The following is an 18,218-nucleotide window of genomic DNA, read 5'->3' as shown; positions in this document are numbered from 1 at the left end:
AAAAATCAGATGGTTCCCGCCGCTCATGCAAGTTTTCGCGGACGCGAAAAATCCAACTTGGAGATTTACATGACGACAAAGACAGTAAAGCGAATCGCGGTGGGGCTGCTGCTGGCCGCGTCCTCGTCTGCCTTCGCAGGGATTCCGGTGACGGTGGTCGCATCCGTCCCTGACACCCTCAATCAAGTGCAAACCATGACCCAGTGGGCAAACCAGTACAAGCAGATGGTGGACCAGCTCAAGGGCATGGAACGCCAGTACAAGGCGCTCAGCGGTTCCCGCAACCTGGGCCAGATTCTCAACAACCCGGCGCTCCGCAACTATCTGCCCGACGAATGGGCGGGCGTGTATAGCCAAGTCGCAAGCGGCTCGCTCGTCGGCCTGAGCAATTCGGCCAAGGCGCTCGCCACGGCCGAAGGCTTCGGCACGACGGCTGCCGGCGCGCGCAAGCGTCAGCAAGACGTGCTGGTCACGAACAAGGCGATGACGATGGCGGCATACGACGCCACGCTCAAGCGGGTTCAGAACATCAATGCGCTGATGGTCCAAGCCGATGCACAGGAAGACGCGAAGGGTGCGGCCGACTTGGCAAACCGGATGGCCGCTGAGAACGCAATGATCCAGAACGAGCAAATCCGGCTGAACCTTCTCGTGCAGCTTCAAGCGGCCGAGGCCCAGTTGGCAGCAGAGCAGCGCTCGCGGGAATTCGACACCGCGTTTGCGAAGTAGGCATGACGACGGGCGGGCGCCTCGTGCGTCCGCCTGTTTCATCAACAGCAAGTTAGAAACGGAGCGGGGCACTTGTCCCACATTATGCCGATTACACCTTTTACCGATCTGTACACCTTCTTCGATTCTGCTGTGACGACCGTATTGGTGAACGGGACGGCCAACATGATCGCGCTGGTGACACCCCTGTTCGCGGCCGGGTTCGGCCTGTACATGATGCTCATCCTGTCGTCGTACTGGCGTGGAGACGACGACATCATCGAGGACATGCAGGACTTCTGGTTCAGGATGGTTGGATGGGCTGCTGTCATTACCTTCGGCCTGAACATCGAAATGTACAAGACGTATGTAGCGCCGTTCGTCATCGGCTTTGGCGATGACCTGGCTAACACGGTAGGCACCGGCTACAGCTCGCAATCGGCCTTGGATTCGATGGCGAACGCCTTCATCCAGTCGTTCATCAAGCTCTACAACGACGCGGACGGCATCAAGCAAACCATCTTCGCGGGCATCGCCATCGTGTCGATGTCCGTGTTCGGCGGCGCCTTTATGGTGATCGCCATCGCCTACGTGATCCTGGCAAAGCTCGCGCTTGGCATCCTGGTCGCCGTTGGACCGCTGTTTATCGCAGCCGCCCTGTTCCCCGCTACGCGGGACCTGTTCAAAAACTGGACAGGCCAAGTGCTCAATTACGCCTTCATGGTGATGCTCTTTTCGTTCGCCGCACAGATCGAGATTGCCATGATTAGCAGCAAGATTCCGACCGAGCTTTCTATCTCGTCGGTGTTCTACGTGTCGTTGGTCTGCCTGGGAATGGTGTTCGTCTCGTTGAACATTCCAGCGATCGCCGCCGCCCTGGCTGGTGGGATCGGGATTTCAACGATGGTCCGCAAAATTCCAAAAATCAAGTTGCCCCAAATGCCCCAGATGGGCGGCAAGCAGCCGCCATCGGGCGGGGAAATCCGCAACGGCAATCCAGGGCGCCAAGGCGGGTCCATTTCGGCTGAACAAAAGTGAGAAAACCATGAAAAAACTCTTTTCCATCTTCGTATGCGTCTTGGTCATGTCGGGTTGCAGCACGCCGCCGCAACCTCCCCAACCCTCGGGTGACTGGACTCCCGTTAATGCTCCGCTCACCAACAAGGGGTAATGAATATGTCAGCAATTCTTGATAAGGCCAAGGCGCTGACCGGCGCGGCAGGCGACCCCGCTGAACGCGGACAGGGCAAACAGCCGGTCAATATGGACCAGCTAGGCGATTGGTACATGAAGCAGGCACTCGAATTCGAGAAATCGAAGACGGAGGAAAATCGCGCGTCGAAGAAAACGGCATGGCGTGTTGCAACCGGCTCGATGGTCCTGGCCGGTGTTGCCATCGTGACGGCAGGGGCGAATATGTTCATCAACAAGCCAAATCCGCCCGCCGTCTGGAGCCACAACGCCATTACGGGTGAGGTCACGCAGCTTACTACGCTGAAGGAAGGAAAAATTTCGTTCGGCAAAGCGACCGATCTGTACTACCTGCGCCAGTACATCCATTTCCGCGAGTCCTACGACTGGGAAGTCATTCAGTCGTATTACGACGCGACGCGGGTACTGTCGTCGGCAAAAGAGGCGGACCTGTACAAGAAAATCTCGGACCCGGCCAATCCAAAGGCCCCGGTCAACGTCCTGAAGGACAACTACCGCGTGATCGCCACGGCGGGCACGATTTCGTTCGTTGGCGAAACCGCTCTGGTCTCGTTCTCGAAAAAAATCATCCCCTTGAACGCTGGCCCGACCGACAAGCCCCACACGGAATACTTCCAGGCGACGGTTACTTTCGAATATGAGAACACGCCAATGACTGAAAAAGACCGGGGCATCAACGTGCCTGGGTTCAGGGTCACGAGCTACACCGTCGAGCGCGACATCACGAAAAGCGAAGCCGTCACAACCGATGCAGTACCGGGGGGGAATCCATGAAGCCAATCGCCATTACTGCCCTGTTGCTGGGTCTGGCAAGCGCGTTCGCCAATGCGGCGACATCGAGCGATCCGCGTATCCGCGTCGAACCGTATGAGTTCGGCCGGTTCGTCAAGATTTACACGAAGGTCGGGGAACCGTCCCTAATTCAGTTCGAGGAAGGCGAACGGATCGTTGATACGCCCGAAGGCATGATGGGCATGGGCGATTCCAAAGCGTGGTCTGTAGGCCCGAAGGGCAGCAACCTCATGCTGAAGCCGAAAGTGGCAACGCCCGACACCAAGCTCTTGATCGTGACGACCCGGCGTACCTACGCGTTCGAGTTCATCTCGATCAAGGCGAAATCGACTGTGCAGCCGACCAACATCCTACGCTTCGAGTACCCGGACACGGCGCGCCGGGTTGCCGAGGAGAACGCGCAGAAGGCCAAGGTGGTCAGCGACCGTTTGCATAAGATCGACACGGCCATCAAAGCGGCCGGACCCGGCACCGTGCGCAATCGCCAGTACATGAAACAAGGCGATCAGGACCTTGCGCCGAGCATGGTCGAAGACGACGGTCGGTTTACCTTCATGCGCTTCGATTCCTCGCGTCCGCTTCCGGTCGTCTACAAAAAGCTCCCGGACGGTAGCGAAGCCATCGTGAATTTCCACGTCGAACCGCAAACCGGGACAGTGATCGTGCATGAGGTAGCTGCCGACTTCATCCTCCGTTACGGCAAATCTGTCATGGCGATCCGCAATGACGGCTTCAATCCGGCTGGAAAACTCAACGTGCTTGGCACTTCCGAACCAAACGCTGTCCGCTTGCAGAAGGACCCATTATGAATCCGACGACGAACCCTGTAGTTGAAGATACCAACGAAGTTATCGACCGGGACATTCCCGATCTGAAAACCACACGTAAGAAGACGAACATCACGCGGCTCGTGATGATCGGTGGGCTGTTGTTTGCCCTGGTTCTCGCCGCCCTGGGTATTACGCTGTTCATGAAGCAGCTCGAAAAGAACAAGCAACAGGAAGTCGCGGAAAAGGCGAAAGAACGCCCGAAGACCGCCGTAGTTACGAACACGGCCGACTTCGATGCCGCTCAAGCGCGCATCAAGCGTGAAAAGGCGCAGGCCGAGGAAGCCGAACAAACGGCACAGGCCATGTCCGCAGCCAACGCGGCGTCGGCAACTGGTAATCCGCGCGGCCTTGCCACGCCAGCGGGCGCTATTGGCGTGACCGCAACCACGCCGCAGGGTACGCAAGGCATGGCCGGTACTGGAACGGCTCAGGCAGGCGGCGCAACCGCCGGCGCCCGGACCGCCGGCGCTGGCTCGAGCGCGCCGCGAGTGCAGACGGCCTCCCAGCGCCGGATGGATGGCGACGTGCTCGTCCAGATGGGCGGCGGGGCTGGTGGTTTCGGTGACGGGCATACCGGCGCGCCGGGCGGGATACTGCCTGTCCGCCAGGTTGCGGCCGAATTGCCGCGTGGAGGTTTGGATGAGAAGGTAAAGCCGTCCCTGCTGCAAGCAGGAATCGCGGGCCAGCGGCAGGACATGAGCATGCTGCTTCAGCGCGGCACGGCGATCCCATGCGGCGATATCACGAAGATCGTCAGCGAACATTCCGGCATGGTGATGTGTGTAGTGTCGAACGACGTGTATTCGGCCGATGGCAAGGTGTTGTTGATCGAGCGTGGTAGCAAGGCGTTCGGTGAGCGGCGCGAAGTGATGTTGCAGGGACAGGCGCGCATCGCAGCTATCTGGTCGCGGATCGACACGCCGTATGGCGTCTACGTCGACGTGAACTCGCTCGCCACGGACACGCTGGGCGCGACCGGCATCCCGGCCAACGTCGATAACCATTTCGGGCAGCGTTTCGGCGGCGCCGTCCTGCTCAGCCTCATTGGCGACGTCGGGCAGGCGTTGGCGAACCGCACGCGGGACGGCGGCGGGACGATCACGTTCGGCAACACCGCGACGGCTGGCCAAGACCTCGCAAGCAAGACGCTCGACAACACCATCAACATCCCGCCGACCGGCTACGTCAATCAAGGCGAAGCGACAACCATCCTCGTCCTGCGCGATATGGATTTCAGGAGTGTCTATGAACTCGCACGCAAATAACCTGGGCGGCAACGTGCAAGGCCTCGCCGCGCATCCACAGAACGGCTCCGCTGGGTCGGAACAGCGCGCGGTGTCTGGCGAAACCCGGACCGGCCCGGTTTTCGCGGACGCGAAAAAAGCCGCCGATGCAGCACGCCCGGCATTGCGCAATCAACTGGCCGTAAGCGGCGCTTTCGACAAGAGCGTCACCTTGCGTGAAAAGCTGAAGCAATCCGGCATTCAAGCATTCCTCGATCAGCCTGGACTGACTGAGGTACGGGTGAACCAGCCCGGCACGATCATTACGGAATCGTCGGCTGGCTGGGTAGCACATCAGGTTCCGCAATGCGACCTGCGCATCCTGAAAGAGCTTGCAAACGCGGCGTCCATCTACCACGGCGGGACGGCGCTCGATGTGCGCTGCCCGATCAAGCAAGTAACCCTTCCAGACGGTCAGCGGGGACAAATCGTAATACCGCCAGCATGCCAACCCGAGACGGTCGCGTTGACCTTCCGTATCGCACACGACAAGCGGTTCACGCTTGCCGACTACCTCAGCACCGGGCGGCTCTCGAATTTCCGTGACGTGTCGATATTTCATGACGTGCCAGAGGACGTGCATTTGCAGGACTTCGAGCTTGAAATCCTGGCCGCGAAGAATGAACACGACATGAAGCGTTTCTTTGAGCTTTGCATCGAGCACAGGCTCAACGTCTGCATGTCCGGCAGTACCGGCAGCGGCAAGACGACGTTCATGAAGGCGCTCGCGGATATGGTGCCCAAGGACACCTGCATCATCACAATCGAGGACACCCACGAACTCACGTTGCCGCTGCACTGGAACAAGGTCCACTTGTTCTACGGCGACTTCGTGACGCCCAAGCAGCAGCTTAAAAACTGCCTTCGCATGAAGCCGGACCGCATTTTCCTCACGGAGCTGCGTGGCGACGAAGCGTTCGACTACATCGCCGCCCTGAACACAGGCCATCCTGGGTCATTGACCACCGCGCACGCCAACGGCCCGCTAGAGGCTTATCAGCGCGTGGCAACGCTGGTCAAGCAATCCGAAATCGGACGCATGCTCGATTGGAACCACATCGTGCGGGAGGTCACGACTTCCATCGACGTGATGTTGCAATTCTCGTTGACCCACATGACGCAACTTTACTTCGACCCGGTTCGCAAAGCGAAAATGATGAGAGGGGATAAAGATGTCTAAGACAGGGAAGTATCTCACGCTGGCCCTGGTGGGCCTTGCCTTCCTGGGCGGCTTCGCGGCCGGGGGCATGTATGCCGGAGGGCGGCTGTTCGCGCACCTCCAGCACATCCCGAGTGAAGCCGTCACGCTCACGACCTTGCCGGATTACTGGGCCGAGTTCGGCCACATCCGCAAGGTCAAGCAATCGCTTTTCCTGGGCGCGCTCGCGGCGGCCGCCGTCTTCTTGGTGCCGGTGGCGATTGTCGTCATGGTCCTGACGAGTGGTCCCGGCCGCAAGCTGCACGGCGCCGCACGCTGGGCGACCAAGGCCGAAATGCACAAGGCCGGGCTACTCGGTAAGCCGTCGAGCAAATGGCCCGCAATCATCGTCGGCAAGATCGGAGACCAGTTCCTGCGCTACTACGGCAAGGAATTTCTGAGCCTTGCGTCGGCCACCCAAGGCGGGAAGGGGGTAGGGTGCGTGATCCCCAACCTGCTGTTCTACCCGCACTCTCTCATCAACCTCGATCTGAAGCTTGAAAACTGGAAGATCACTGCGGGTTTCCGCTCGGAGAACGGCCAAGAGTGCTTTTTGTTCGCACCGGGACAAGAGGATTTCCGTTCGCATCGTTTCAATCCTCTTGCGTACGTCCGGCCCGAATACGAATACCGCATCAGCGACATCCAGAACCAAGCCGTGCTGTGGTATCCGATCAAGAGCGAGAAAGACCGCTTTTTCACTGGTAACGCTCAAACCCTGTTTATGGGCCTGTGCCTGTACATGATGGAGACACCGGACGAACAGTTCTCGATGCCGAACCTGCTGAGTCTCGCCACTCCCTCAACCGGCGAGTCGCTGGGCAAATGGATCGAGGCGACCATTCAGGCGCGCGAACAGAAAGACAGCCCAGCCCCGCGTCTGTCTGTGGAATGCGTTGACGCCCTGCGCACGTATTCCGGCCTGTCAGAAAAGGCGCAAGGCGACATCCTGGGTACGTTCGTGGAACCGCTGAAGATCTTCCGCGATCCAGTGTTGGCTGCTGCCACAACCGGGAACGATTTCGACCTGCGCCAGATTCGCCGCAAGAAAATGTCGGTATACATCGGCATGACGGCGGAAGACCTGGTGCGCTATTCGGTACTGATGAACGTCTTCTTTTCCATTGCGATCAACCAGAACACCAAGACGCTCCCCGAGGACGACCCGACGCTCAAGTACCAATGCATGCTGCTGCTGGACGAGTTCACGGCCCTCGGCCGGATCACGATCATCCGCAAGGCGATTGCGATCATGGCCGGTTTCAACATGCGGCTGGTCCTCATCTACCAGAACAACTCCCAGATCGCCGGACAAGAGGACGGCTACGGTACCGAAGGCGCACAGACCCTGCTCAGCAACTGCACGACCAAGCTGCTCTATCAACCGGACGATCTCAAGGACGCCGAGGAATACTCGAAGCTTCTAGGGTACGACACGGTCAAGAACAAGAGCCGGACCCGCCAGCTAGACAAGACAGGCCGCAGCGAGAACGAAAGCGACCAGAAGCGGGCCTTGCTGCTCCCGCAGGAGCTGCGCGAGCTGGGATTCAAGAAAGTCATCGTGTTGAAGAAGAACACGAAGCCGATCCTGGCCGACAAGATCATTTACTACGAAGACCCAGCCTTTGAAGGACGGATCAGCCTGCCGCCACCGACCGTGCCTGTCCTGACCATCGTACGCACCACGCACCGCGACCGCGTGCTGTTGCCTGAAGAACTCGCCACGACCGAAGCCGAAGACATCGTGAACAGCCGGGAAATCCTGGCCGCGATCAGCGAAGCCATCGGCTTCGACTTCGCAGCGTTCGATGCGAGCGTTGTTGATGAAGATGATGAAAACACTTTGGCGGTAGCCGCCTAACAAGGAGCCTTACACATGAACAGCATCGAAGTCACCACGAATCCCGAAGTCACTGCCGCAGCGCCGAAGAACGCTCAGAAGGAGGCCACGCCGTTGCGGTTGTTCTACAAGGAAAAGCAGGACGCCGGCTATACGCTGCATCAGGAAAGCGCGGACTTCCAGCGCTTGATGAAAGAGGCGGTGAAGCTGCAAGAAAAGGGCCGGGACATCCTGCTCAACGAGCGGGACAACCCGAATATCGTCCACGCCAAATCGAACCGTGAGAATGACGTGAACGTTGGCCGTGTCATCGAACCGGCCAAGGCGCAGGACGGCACGTACAAGAAAGGTCCAGGCGACGTAGTGTTGGCAAGCTTCTTTGAAAAGCTGCCTTTGGACACCAAGGCGTTCGACGCGCGCCCGCCTGCGACGCAAGAACCCGCAAAACCGACTACGAGCCTCGACAAGACGCCTGCCGAGATCGCAGCACCGGAACAGCCAGCCGCGCAAAAAAACGCCGCCAAGGCCCAGGAAACGGCCGAGAAATCGACCGACGAAGCTAAGAGTTCCAAACCGATCCTCAGCAAGACCGGCTATGACTTGCCGGAAGGCGTTTTGAAGGCGTACCAAATCCACGATGGCAAGTTCAAGGAACACGGCTCCGACACCATCCGGTTCGAGGATCACGGCAAAAAGCTTTCGACCAAGATCGAAGACCCGCAAGTCATCCGGCACATGATCGAAGTGACGATTGCCAAGAACTGGGGCACTCTCGACCTGAAGGGCACGGACACGTTCCGGCAAATGGCGTGGCTCGAAGCCAGCGCAAACGGCCGCGAGACGACGGGATATAAGCCGAACGAACGCGACCTCGAACAGCTCGAACAACTGAAGCGCGAGCGCGGTCAGAACGCCAATCAACCCACGATGACGGGCGCAGCCGACAAGCCCAAGGAAAACACCGTCGAGGTGGTCGCTTCGCGCGAGCGTAGTACGCCCGCACCTGAAGCCACCAAGTCGGCCGCGCCTGAAAGCCAGCCGGACAAGAAAGACCCGGCCCCGGCTGCTGCCGCGACCGTCGCGGCCAAAGTGGACGCAAAGGCGGCGCCGGATGCCGTTTCGGCGGACCAGTCGGCAACCGCGCGCATCGAGACCGGCCGCTTGATCGAGCATGGCCCCGCGAAGTACAACTTCGACCCCAAGGAAAAGGATAGCTACTACGTCAAGCTGGAAACCGACAAAGGCGAAAAGGTCATCTGGGGCAAGGACTTGCAACGGGCGATGGGCGAGGCCAACACCAAGCCGGGCGAGACCGTTTCGCTGACGATGAAGGGCGCCAAGGATGTCGAGGTCGAAGCCAATATCCGCGACAAGGACGGCAACGTCGTCGGCAAGCAGACTATCGACGCGCAGCGGAACAAGTGGGAAGTGAACGCGGCCGACCTGGGCATCACACGCACCTTGTCGAAGGACGAACAGCTACGCGTCGACGCGGCGCTCAAGGTACTGGGCAAGACCATTGCCAAGTACCCGGAAAACGAACGGGCAAGCGTCCTGGCGAAAGTGGGTGATGCCATCAACAAGGGCGAAATCAACCTGCCTTCGCCAAAGGTCACGGTACGTTCGCCGGTCGAAAAGCCGACTCCTTCGCCGTCGCGGGACATGGCAAAGGAGCAGGTTAGGTCCCGTTAATTTCGCGTCCGCGAAAAAGTAGTGGTGACACAAACGCCGCCTGGCCAGCGCCGCGGCGTCACCAAATCTTCCCATCCATAGGAATTACGATCATGCTGAAGAAAAAGACCTTAGCTTCGATGACAATTGCACTGTCCGCGCTTGGCTTCAACAGCGCGCAGGCGCAAGAGATGAACAGCATCACGCAACTGGCATGCGAGGCCGTTCTATGCCTTTCGACACCCGACCGGCCCGCCGAGTGCGCGGCATCCATATCTCACTATTTCGGCATTGTGATGAGCAAGCCGTGGAAGACACTGCAAGCGCGTAAGAACTTCCTGAAGCTGTGTCCGGACGTGAGCGAAGCCGACGCAAACAAGGCGGCAGCAGCTACCACGGCACAGAACGAGCCAACCGGACAGAACTCGATGCCTTCCGACGCAACAGCGACGGACGACGACAGGACCGCCGATTCCAAGGAGGATACTCGTCGTCTGTAGACGGCCATCAGTCCGATGAGCAGAGCAAACGGGGGCGGCTCAAGTCCCGACGAATGTCGGGATGCCGCCGAAGGACGGCACCCCCTGTATCGCGGGAGCATGTAGGGGCGGGTTGGCCGGGCCGACCCCGGCCAGCCCCGATGCAACCGGCCCCAGACCTCAACCCGCATCGAACGTGATGTAATGGTGACAGGATCTCGGCGCCGGCGCGCTGCAGGCGTCACCAAGAATGGTGACAGCGATCGCGGACCTGGTCGCGCACGGCGTCACCAGTCCGCCAGTACACACAAGCTGCTGATCCCCAATGAATAGCGTGACGCGTCACGCAAAGGAAACATCATGACTGACTTGAGCACGCTGAGACTGGTCCTAAATCGAATCGCTGTTAGCCACGCAGTCGATCCTGAGCGTCTGAGCATAGGCGACAAAGGAGCCGTTTTCTATCGCAATGGTGATGAACTCCTGTGCCTGTGTCAGCGTGGAAGCCACTATTGGATAGAAATCGAATCAGAGATAGTTGCGGGTCAGCTCATTGAGCGTGCGGCTCGTGGATGACTAAAGCACGCTTGGTATAGTTATCTCGAACCATTTTTCGGCGTTTCCAAAATCAACAAGGAATATTCGCCGGAAGGGATGCGCAAGCGGAGGGTAGCTTTCTATGGTGAAACCCTTGTAGTCTTCAGCTTCCATATTGATGTCAACATAGTTGACCAACACAAGCCACCATTCATCATAACGACCAAAAACCGGCGTTACTTTGGCTGCTTTTTCCTCAATACAAAAGCACAGGTTTCGTTCAACTTCGGCTAAAACCGCTCCGAGTGGGTCACCGTCTGCACTACCTCTCAGCTGGAAAAAGCTACCTGTGTCTCTCCCCGCACGCTCAAGATCGACTTCAAATTTTTCGCCAAATTTCAGCTTAGCATCAGTACGCGATGACGCTTGTTTGAACTGGTCGAGCTGCTTAACAACTTCGTCCTTCAAGCTGTTCCATTCTAGGGGGCGACGGAACTCCATGAATACATACCAAGACTCGCCATTGATTGACGGGCCGAACGTCGCCAGGAGGTTGCGCATCCTATGCCACATGCGGATTGCGACGTTTTCATAGCCGTGCCGCTCTCCGTCAGGGTAGACGTAGTTCTGATTCAAACGCCTAACCTCTACACCGATTCGACCGTCTAGCCGGAAATCTGGCGTGACGTTGCCGTCTGGCTCATGCTTTACCGCTCCCATGTTCAAGGATTGTAGGAACCTGCACGCAATCGCTTCATCGCGGTTTTTTATGTCGTCGCAATTCGACACCTCTTCGTTCATAGATCGCATCCTCCGCACTCGACATCGCAACTACAGCTTGTCGAGTAGGGTTCAAGTGGTGACAAGATTCGAGTATCTGGTTGTGTCGCAATCTTTTGCTATCGCTTATCATTCTGGATGACTACCGAAAACACCGATCAACCTCCAGTAGAAGACGTGGTAAGCCCCCCTTCAACTAGCTCACTCTCAACCATCCCGCCTGTAGCTGCTGCGCCGGTAGCTGCTGCGCCGGTAGCTGCTGCACCGATAGCTGCTGCACCGGTAGCTGCTGCGCATGTAGCTGCTGCACCGGTAGCTGCTGCGCCTGTAGTAAGTAGAAAAGCTAAAAAGAAGGTGATTCAGGTTGCCGGAAATCCACAGTTCGCTCCTGCAATCAGTCGTAACAAAGACATTCCCAATCCGAGTACCAACTCGTTGGACTGGGCCCATATGCCCGCGCTCACAACATCTGGAAAAACCTTTCCCGCTGGACCGATTCGGTTGCGCTACGGCGAGCATACAGGGCCTGAGCGTGGTTTTGGACTTACCCATATTTGGGAAGCTCGTAAGTACAAGAGTGCTGCCATGCCCACACCTATGCATGCGTTGGTTGCAATTGAACAATTCATCATGTCCATTTTGCAGGTTGGGACTGAAATTTTTTACGAAGGAAACCGGGCAACAATTTCAGATCGTGCGATGGTCTTCAAGACAAATGCAGGAGCCGTGATTGTAGAAGAGCGCGTAGATGGGAACGGCAACGCTTGGTACTCAATCGTCACGGCTATCCCTCGGACTAGCGCCAAGGGAGTCTTGATTGGAAACCTTTAGTGGAATAGAAAACGGCCGCTGAATCAGCGGCCGTTCATAAATAAGTTAGTTAGACCCAAGGTGTCCGATGCCTCTCTTTAGCTTCACCCGAAGGTTTGGTTCAGAGCACCGGCGTTTCCGCCGCCCCACTTTTCAGAGTTACCGATTACTCTGCCTGCCCAATTGTGTGAAGACCAATATTTCGGTCAAGTCCTCACCAGATGCTCGATTGCAGGAGGTCCAACGGTTCGTATACTACACTAAATTAATCGGATTTGGTTAACAACGTTATTGTGTGAACGCACAGGCTACAACTGCTTGCCTACGTGAACATTGATGGTGACGCAACCACGGCGCCGGCCAGCTGCCGGCGTCACCAATCGCCCGTTTGGTGACAAGAAAAGTTCTCGAGCGCTGCCGCGGCGTCACCAATCCCACAGCTTGGTGACGCCGCGGTGGATCCGATCGCGCTGCCGCGTCACCAAACCTTACCGCTCCCGGTCCTGCTCTTGCTTCTTGCTGCGATCCTGCGATGGGGTCGGCGTGGCCGGTGCCGGACTGGTAGAACCAAGTCCCGTCGATGGCCTTTCGACCGTCTTCGACGTACGTTGCGCGGTCACGAAGTCCCGGCCAAGCTCCCGATGTTCGGACTTGCGAGCACGTTCGGACGCCAGCTCGGCCGCGTGCTGCTCCCGCATGCTTTCCAACCGCTTGTTCTCGAACGTGACCTTTACCCCCGCCTCGGCCGCGACAAGAGCCGCACGCTCCTGATAATCCTTTGGGCCGGAAAGGATGATGATGCTTCCGAACTTCGCCTCTGCGAGCCGCAAACCGGCCTCGATGGCGAAGCGGTCGGTTTGCAACATCATCAGCTTTGAACCGCGATCCTCGATGATCGCGCGTCCACCAAGCGAGTACACCACGTCGCCGTTCATGTGGACGCGGAATTTCATATCCTTGCCACGGTAGAAAATGCCGTTGGCTTCAGGATGGGATGCGTGCGCCGAAATCGAACCGCCTTCATGCGCGCTGCGCTGTGTCCCTGCGCGCGCCATGCGCCGCAGCTCGGCCAGCGCATCAGCGTTGCCGGTCTCGGCCAGGGCGTGAAGAAAGGTCCGGTACTGGTCCGACACCGGCGTGCGAAGCTGCTGACGCTCGACCCGGATGTCTCCGCTCAGTGTTCGCTCGGCCGCTACATACGTCATGCGCGCGACCGAATCGGCCGCTTTGCGCGAGCGGGGGAGGCCAGCCCGCGCTTCCCGCTTGTCACGCTCAAGGGCACGCTTGAGCGCGTCTCGGCGCTCACGTTCGCTGGCGAACTGGCGTGTCCAAAGCTCCCGCTGTCCGCCCCGGCTCTTGCGCTCGTTCTGGAATTGCCGCCATAGGGCAGGGGAGGGCGATTGCATCGGCCCCTGGACAGAGAGGCCGCTAGTCTGGTCACGGTACGCCGACCGGAGGATGTCCGCCGACTCGGACCACGATAGCCGCATCTCACGCGTCAAGAAATCTGACACGTTCAGCTTCCGGTTTCCGCAGACGATACGAGCGCTGCCGTCTTGAGCTACCGTCACCTCGTACTTGTCCACCAGCAGACCGTGGGAACGCGAAAGTTCGGAAATGAGGCGGCTTGCGTCGAGCCTATGCTTAATCTCCTGGAATTCCTGCACGTCCGAGTCGGCCGCGATTTGGCCGCGCTCGCGTAGGTCGCGCGCGTGCTGGCCCAAGGTGGAATCCACGGCCCGGCCGGTCGCGCCTACTCTTCCGCCTCCGCGCTGGCGATTGCGATCCCGTCGCAATGCGTCATTGCCACTGGTTCTTCCGTGCTCCAGCTTATCAGGTGCATGATCCGGCAATAGCACTTCACGCTGGCCGATGTCGCGTACCACATCGAGGCCGGGCACTCTTGGCACACGGTTGAGGGTTCGGGTCGCCTCGAATCGGGTAATTGCGATAGTGTCGTGCTTCCGACTTGCGGTAAAAGCTTGCTGCTGTCTGGTGAGGTCCCCGCCTCCGGCTCGTCCGGCTCCGCTTCCTCGGCCGGGACTAGGGCCAGCTCCGAACTGCTGTCCCCCTGGTTGTCCGGGTAATCCTCGCCCATCATCTCGTCCATCGACACCGCTCCCATGTCGCCCGTCTCGTTCATGTAAGCGAGCGGGTCCGGGTCCTGCGTTCCGTCCATCAATTCCTCGTCCAAGTTGCTTGAATCTGTAGACGTGCTCGAAGGCGTTTTTTCTAAATCGTTCTGGCTCATTTTGAGGCTCCTTGAATTTGTCGTAAAAGCGCGCAGCTCTATCATTCAGAATATTTTGCTTTTCCTCGAACGTAGAATCTTTGTACGCCTTATATAACTTGAAATTACCGCTGTTGATATATTTGACTTCAAAAGCCCTGAGTTTATACCACTCATCGAGGGCATTAGTAATGTTCTCAGGGTCTCGGCGCGCTATTCCTTCCACCTCGTATTTGCGCACAACCTGGGCAGACATCGCCTCTCGCTTATCGGAATCATTCGCCTCGATAAACTCTTTTGAAAAGACATACTCCTTCAAGTTCACGCCTTTGGCATTTCCCACTGGCCTTACGTTCTGGTACTCGTTATGTCTTCCAAAGTTACGAGTGCGCACATCGCCAAACTCGGTAATAAGCGTTTTGAAATCCTCGTAGCTTGTCACCCCACGATCCAGCACGGCAGAAAGTATCTTTCCCTTTAGCTCCTTATTACCCCCCTCAAATTCATCGTCCTTATACCGCTGAATCATATCGGACGCATCGGTGAATTCGATACGCCTGTTATTCTTAGGACTAGCCAATCCGTATTTGTTATTGACGTGTTCTTGAAAGGCGTCCAAAAACCTTTCGTTATGATCGGCAAGCCCGAAAGGATTTAACGAACCGTTACTTAATAGATTCGTCTTTGGTATTACAATATGGATGTGCGGCTTTCGCTCTACCGTCTCGCCGGTTTTTTGATTAACGTAGCTCTTGATTTTAGGCAGGTGTGCTTCGGCGTAGAAATTGTATTCACCCGGCCCATAGGCAGCGAAAGCAAACTTCTCGAAGTCGCGGACGATATTATCCATCGTCTCGCGGCTTATCTCGTCTTCTTTGAAAGCAAGGGTAATATGCTTGTAGCGCTCGCCGTCTGATTCGGAATCTTTGATAAGCTGGTCTGTGAATTCTAGATCGCCTACAAGGATAACACGCTCATCCAGCTCGTTGCGGGACATCTCACGGCCCTGCTTGTGTCCGTCTTCGAGATATTCTTTGATGCCTTCGCTACCGCCACCAAGTCTAATCAACATGATTAAGCGCCGTTTTAAGGTATCGAGCAATCGCCTCCAGACTCGCAACCGTTTTTTCGCAAAGCGGATTGGAGACCGTACCGGCAAGATTCGCGGAGTTCAGTACGTGCGCGATCTGGTTCATATTATTGCTCGTCTTATTGAAAAGGAACTGCATGCGGCTTTTTTCCAAGCTCGCCTTTGGCTTCGCTACCACGACGGTCTTATTCTTCAGTACGCAATCGCGCAGGAATTCCGCCCTGGGCAAATTGGATGCCGCGATCTTCCCGCGCAGGTCGGCGCCCTCGGACTTCGTGAGGCGAAACGAGAACGGATCAGTAAGCGGCTCAGAGGTCTTTTGCGGACGGGCCATACAATTCCCCCAAATTCATCCCCGCACGTCGTGGCGGGCCGTTGTGAGGCTCCTGAGAGCCGATCCCGCGCCGTAGGGCGCCGGGGTTTCAAAGGGGTCTCCCCTTTGGCACGGATATGATATACGAAACGCGTCGCGTTTTGTATTCATATCTCTCGTGCCTAATCAACGCCAGAAAACACAAGCAAACGTGATACTGTACGTGCATGCGGTTGCATTGGGTTGCAAAGCGTAGCACAGACAGCTAAGATGGTTGCATGACGGTTGCATTGAGTTGCTTTGCGTTGCAAAGCTGAGAATTGCACTAAACACACACAGAACAGACGCCGACCACACATGGACATCGAAGAGTTCGTACAGAAACACCAACCTGGGATGCGAACATCCAGGCTCGACAAGTACGCCAAGGAAATTAAGGCGCTAAAAGACAAGAAATATACAGATGAGCAAATCCGCGAATGGCTGGCGACTAACGGTTTGCAAATCTCCCGTGAGGCAATACGTCGATACGTGAAAAAACTCACGACCGGATCGCAATCGACGGCATTGGCGCCCGTAACAACAGGGAGCGAGCCGAAGCCCATCGAATCTACGGCCACTGCTCCAAGTAACGAATCGCAAGCTGAAAAGCTACGGAGGAAACTAGCAGAACAACAAGGCGATGCAGATAAGACACGGTTTAAACACGACAAATCCGGTAACATCAAATGAAAGAAACTATGAAAAACTCTGTACATTTCGTATTGCAAGGCAAAGGCGGCATTGGCAAAACGCTGGTCTCGACTTTTATCGGACAATGGATTAATGAGATAGAACCTGGGACACTGAAAAGCTTTGACACGGATCAGGAAAACGCAACGCTTGCAGCTTACAAAGGATTGAACGTCACACCAATCGACGTAATGAACGAAGACCGGACCATTAACCGGAAAATGTTCGATAAGATGATGTTGGATATCCTTGCAACAGACGAAAATATCGTGATCGACAACGGCGCAAATACTTTTTCACCGTTGATGTCGTACTTGATGGAAAACCAGTTTATCGACCTGCTGCAAGAGTCTGGTAAGAAAGTGTACATCCACTCTATCATTGGCGGTGGTGACAACCTGAAGGACACCATGTCGGGCTTCGCATCCCTGGCTAAACAAACATCCTGCCCGATGATCGTATGGTTGAACGAAAATGCGAGCTGGGGCGGAACGGACAACTTCATGGACTCGGACATTTTCGTCAAAAACTCAAAGAATGTCCGAGGCATTATCCTGCTGCAAAGCCGCAATTCGGATACGTTCGGTGACGACATCAAGCGCATGCAGAAAGCACGATTGACGTTGAATGAAGTGATGGAAAGCCCGGATTTTAACGTATTGGAACGTAGCCGCCTGAACAGCGTTTTCCGTGACGTTTATAAAAAACTCGATGCAGTCGAGTGGTAAATGGACATCCAAAAGCTACGCACGCGAATATTCGAAAAAACCGGCGTAAGGGTCGATGAGAGCGATCCGATCTTTACCCTGGTCGCACTGAACGAATCTTTGCTGGAAAACGTAATTCAAACATTCAGCGAAGCACTTGAAAAAAACAATGCGGAGCTGGACGAGCGGATCGGCAGCATCGTCGTACTGCACCGCCAGTTGGTCGCTGCGGCTGAGAATCTTGTAGAGCGTGCAAATCAGGCGCACATGGCGGCGGCGCTCAAAGCCGCCGCAGAAGCCAAGAAAGAAATCATGACGGCGGCTCAACAGGCAATCTCAGCCGAAGTAGAGAAAAGCGCGGGAATCATTTCGACAGCGGCAAACAAGCTGGCAGAAGCCGGAAATAGGGCAAACGTAAGACAACGACAGCGTTGGCTTGTCGCTAGTGCTCAGGCGGTAATCAGTGGTATCGTGGCGGGAATAGTCGTTGTAACGACGATGCACTTTATTCACTGAACTATTTACAAACAGAGGTTTATTATGCGCAAGATGCCAGCAATCATCGTAATTGTGATTCTGCTATTCTCGGTAGTAGGCTATATGGCATTGGACCGGAACGAAAAGAACGTCGCTCATGAGCGCGACAAATCCTTCGACTCCAAATTCTCAAAGTAAGACTTGGTGACACAAGATCCGCGCCGGCGGCACCTGGTTGTCACCAAGTCAAATCAGCTTGGGAGGGCCACATGATGACTCTGAAATCGGTCGCGTACCGTGCGGCGTTGCTGCTTCGAGCGGTAGCGTCGATCAAATGGGAGCCGGTGCCGTTCTTCGGCGTTGGCCTGCTGGCCGTGTGGGGCTGGTGGATAGCAATCGCGGTATCACGGTAGCGGGCCGGTCGCATCGGGGCTGGCCGGGGTCGGCCCGGCCAAACCCGCCCCTACATGCTCCCGCGATACAGGGGGTGCCGTCCTGCGGCGGCATCCGGACCTTCGTCCGGACCGGC

17 protein-coding genes are annotated in these 18,218 nt (G+C 56.7%); 14 read left to right on the top strand and 3 right to left on the bottom strand.

All coding sequences use genetic code 11. The annotated features are described in order from the left end of the window. Nucleotides 1-69 precede the first annotated feature (69 nt). From virB5 to AC56LN_RS22670, 9 genes are all read left to right on the top strand, one after another. Nucleotides 70-729, top strand: a complete 660-nt coding sequence (gene virB5, locus AC56LN_RS22710) for a P-type DNA transfer protein VirB5 (protein WP_499574832.1) — start codon at nt 70-72, stop codon at nt 727-729. A 72-nt stretch (nt 730-801) separates the two neighbouring features. Continuing rightward, nucleotides 802-1,746 carry a TrbL/VirB6 family protein gene (locus AC56LN_RS22705; RefSeq protein WP_499574831.1) on the top strand — a complete coding sequence of 315 codons (945 nt, stop codon included), beginning with the start codon at nt 802-804 and terminating at the stop codon, nt 1,744-1,746. A 138-nt stretch (nt 1,747-1,884) separates the two neighbouring features. Further along, on the top strand, nt 1,885-2,694 hold the full coding sequence (locus AC56LN_RS22700) for a VirB8 family type IV secretion system protein (RefSeq protein ID WP_499574830.1): 810 nt from the start codon (nt 1,885-1,887) through the stop codon (nt 2,692-2,694). Continuing rightward, entirely contained in the window at nt 2,691-3,521 is an 831-nt protein-coding gene (locus AC56LN_RS22695; protein ID WP_499574829.1) for a TrbG/VirB9 family P-type conjugative transfer protein, read from the top strand. The genes AC56LN_RS22700 and AC56LN_RS22695 overlap by 4 nt, the downstream gene beginning before the upstream one ends. Next, nucleotides 3,518-4,807 carry a type IV secretion system protein VirB10 gene (gene virB10 / locus AC56LN_RS22690; RefSeq protein ID WP_499574828.1) on the top strand — a complete coding sequence of 430 codons (1,290 nt, stop codon included), beginning with the start codon at nt 3,518-3,520 and terminating at the stop codon, nt 4,805-4,807. The genes AC56LN_RS22695 and virB10 overlap by 4 nt, the downstream gene beginning before the upstream one ends. Further along, nucleotides 4,788-6,005 carry a P-type DNA transfer ATPase VirB11 gene (gene virB11, locus AC56LN_RS22685; RefSeq protein ID WP_499574827.1) on the top strand — a complete coding sequence of 406 codons (1,218 nt, stop codon included), beginning with the start codon at nt 4,788-4,790 and terminating at the stop codon, nt 6,003-6,005. The genes virB10 and virB11 overlap by 20 nt, the downstream gene beginning before the upstream one ends. Then, complete coding sequence (locus tag AC56LN_RS22680; protein ID WP_499574826.1) at nt 5,998-7,884, top strand: type IV secretory system conjugative DNA transfer family protein; 1,887 nt, start codon at nt 5,998-6,000, stop codon at nt 7,882-7,884. Before virB11 ends, AC56LN_RS22680 begins: the two co-directional genes overlap by 8 nt. 15 nt (nt 7,885-7,899) lie before the next feature. After that, nucleotides 7,900-9,555: an LPD7 domain-containing protein gene (locus AC56LN_RS22675; protein WP_499574825.1), complete on the top strand. Its 1,656-nt coding sequence runs from the start codon at nt 7,900-7,902 to the stop codon at nt 9,553-9,555. A 92-nt stretch (nt 9,556-9,647) separates the two neighbouring features. Continuing rightward, nucleotides 9,648-10,034: a TrbM/KikA/MpfK family conjugal transfer protein gene (locus tag AC56LN_RS22670; RefSeq protein ID WP_499574824.1), complete on the top strand. Its 387-nt coding sequence runs from the start codon at nt 9,648-9,650 to the stop codon at nt 10,032-10,034. Between the two features lie 555 nt (nt 10,035-10,589). Here AC56LN_RS22670 and AC56LN_RS22665 read toward each other — a convergent pair. After that, entirely contained in the window at nt 10,590-11,351 is a 762-nt protein-coding gene (locus AC56LN_RS22665; protein ID WP_499574823.1) for a hypothetical protein, read from the bottom strand. Nucleotides 11,352-11,468: 117 nt separating this feature from the next. Here AC56LN_RS22665 and AC56LN_RS22660 point away from each other — a divergent pair, with 117 nt between their 5' ends. Beyond that, nucleotides 11,469-12,161 carry a hypothetical protein gene (locus AC56LN_RS22660; RefSeq protein WP_499574822.1) on the top strand — a complete coding sequence of 231 codons (693 nt, stop codon included), beginning with the start codon at nt 11,469-11,471 and terminating at the stop codon, nt 12,159-12,161. Nucleotides 12,162-12,628: 467 nt separating this feature from the next. On the opposite strand, the gene AC56LN_RS22655 is transcribed toward AC56LN_RS22660, so the two are convergent. Both AC56LN_RS22655 and AC56LN_RS22650 read right to left on the bottom strand, forming a co-directional pair. Beyond that, a complete protein-coding gene (locus tag AC56LN_RS22655) occupies nt 12,629-15,472 on the bottom strand; it encodes an LPD7 domain-containing protein (protein WP_499574821.1) in 2,844 nt (947 codons plus the stop codon). Beyond that, entirely contained in the window at nt 15,432-15,794 is a 363-nt protein-coding gene (locus AC56LN_RS22650; protein ID WP_499574820.1) for a plasmid mobilization protein, read from the bottom strand. The genes AC56LN_RS22655 and AC56LN_RS22650 overlap by 41 nt, the downstream gene beginning before the upstream one ends. Before the next feature lie 336 nt (nt 15,795-16,130). Between AC56LN_RS22650 and AC56LN_RS22645 the strand changes: the two genes are divergently transcribed. The 4 genes from AC56LN_RS22645 to AC56LN_RS22630 all read left to right on the top strand — a co-directional run bounded on the left by AC56LN_RS22645 (nt 16,131) and on the right by AC56LN_RS22630 (nt 18,102). After that, complete coding sequence (locus tag AC56LN_RS22645; RefSeq protein WP_499574819.1) at nt 16,131-16,505, top strand: hypothetical protein; 375 nt, start codon at nt 16,131-16,133, stop codon at nt 16,503-16,505. Continuing rightward, nucleotides 16,502-17,233: a P-loop NTPase family protein gene (locus AC56LN_RS22640; RefSeq protein WP_499574818.1), complete on the top strand. Its 732-nt coding sequence runs from the start codon at nt 16,502-16,504 to the stop codon at nt 17,231-17,233. The genes AC56LN_RS22645 and AC56LN_RS22640 overlap by 4 nt, the downstream gene beginning before the upstream one ends. Beyond that, nucleotides 17,234-17,728: a conjugal transfer transcriptional regulator TraM gene (gene traM / locus AC56LN_RS22635; protein ID WP_499574817.1), complete on the top strand. Its 495-nt coding sequence runs from the start codon at nt 17,234-17,236 to the stop codon at nt 17,726-17,728. It begins immediately after the preceding gene. 230 nt (nt 17,729-17,958) lie between these two features. Next, a complete protein-coding gene (locus AC56LN_RS22630) occupies nt 17,959-18,102 on the top strand; it encodes a hypothetical protein (protein ID WP_499574816.1) in 144 nt (47 codons plus the stop codon). Nucleotides 18,103-18,218: the final 116 nt, after the last annotated feature.

The organism is Telluria sp. ZT3P26, assembly GCF_059686035.1.
Note: the sequence above shows the minus strand (reverse complement) of the source record. Positions and strands in the feature narration are given on the sequence as shown.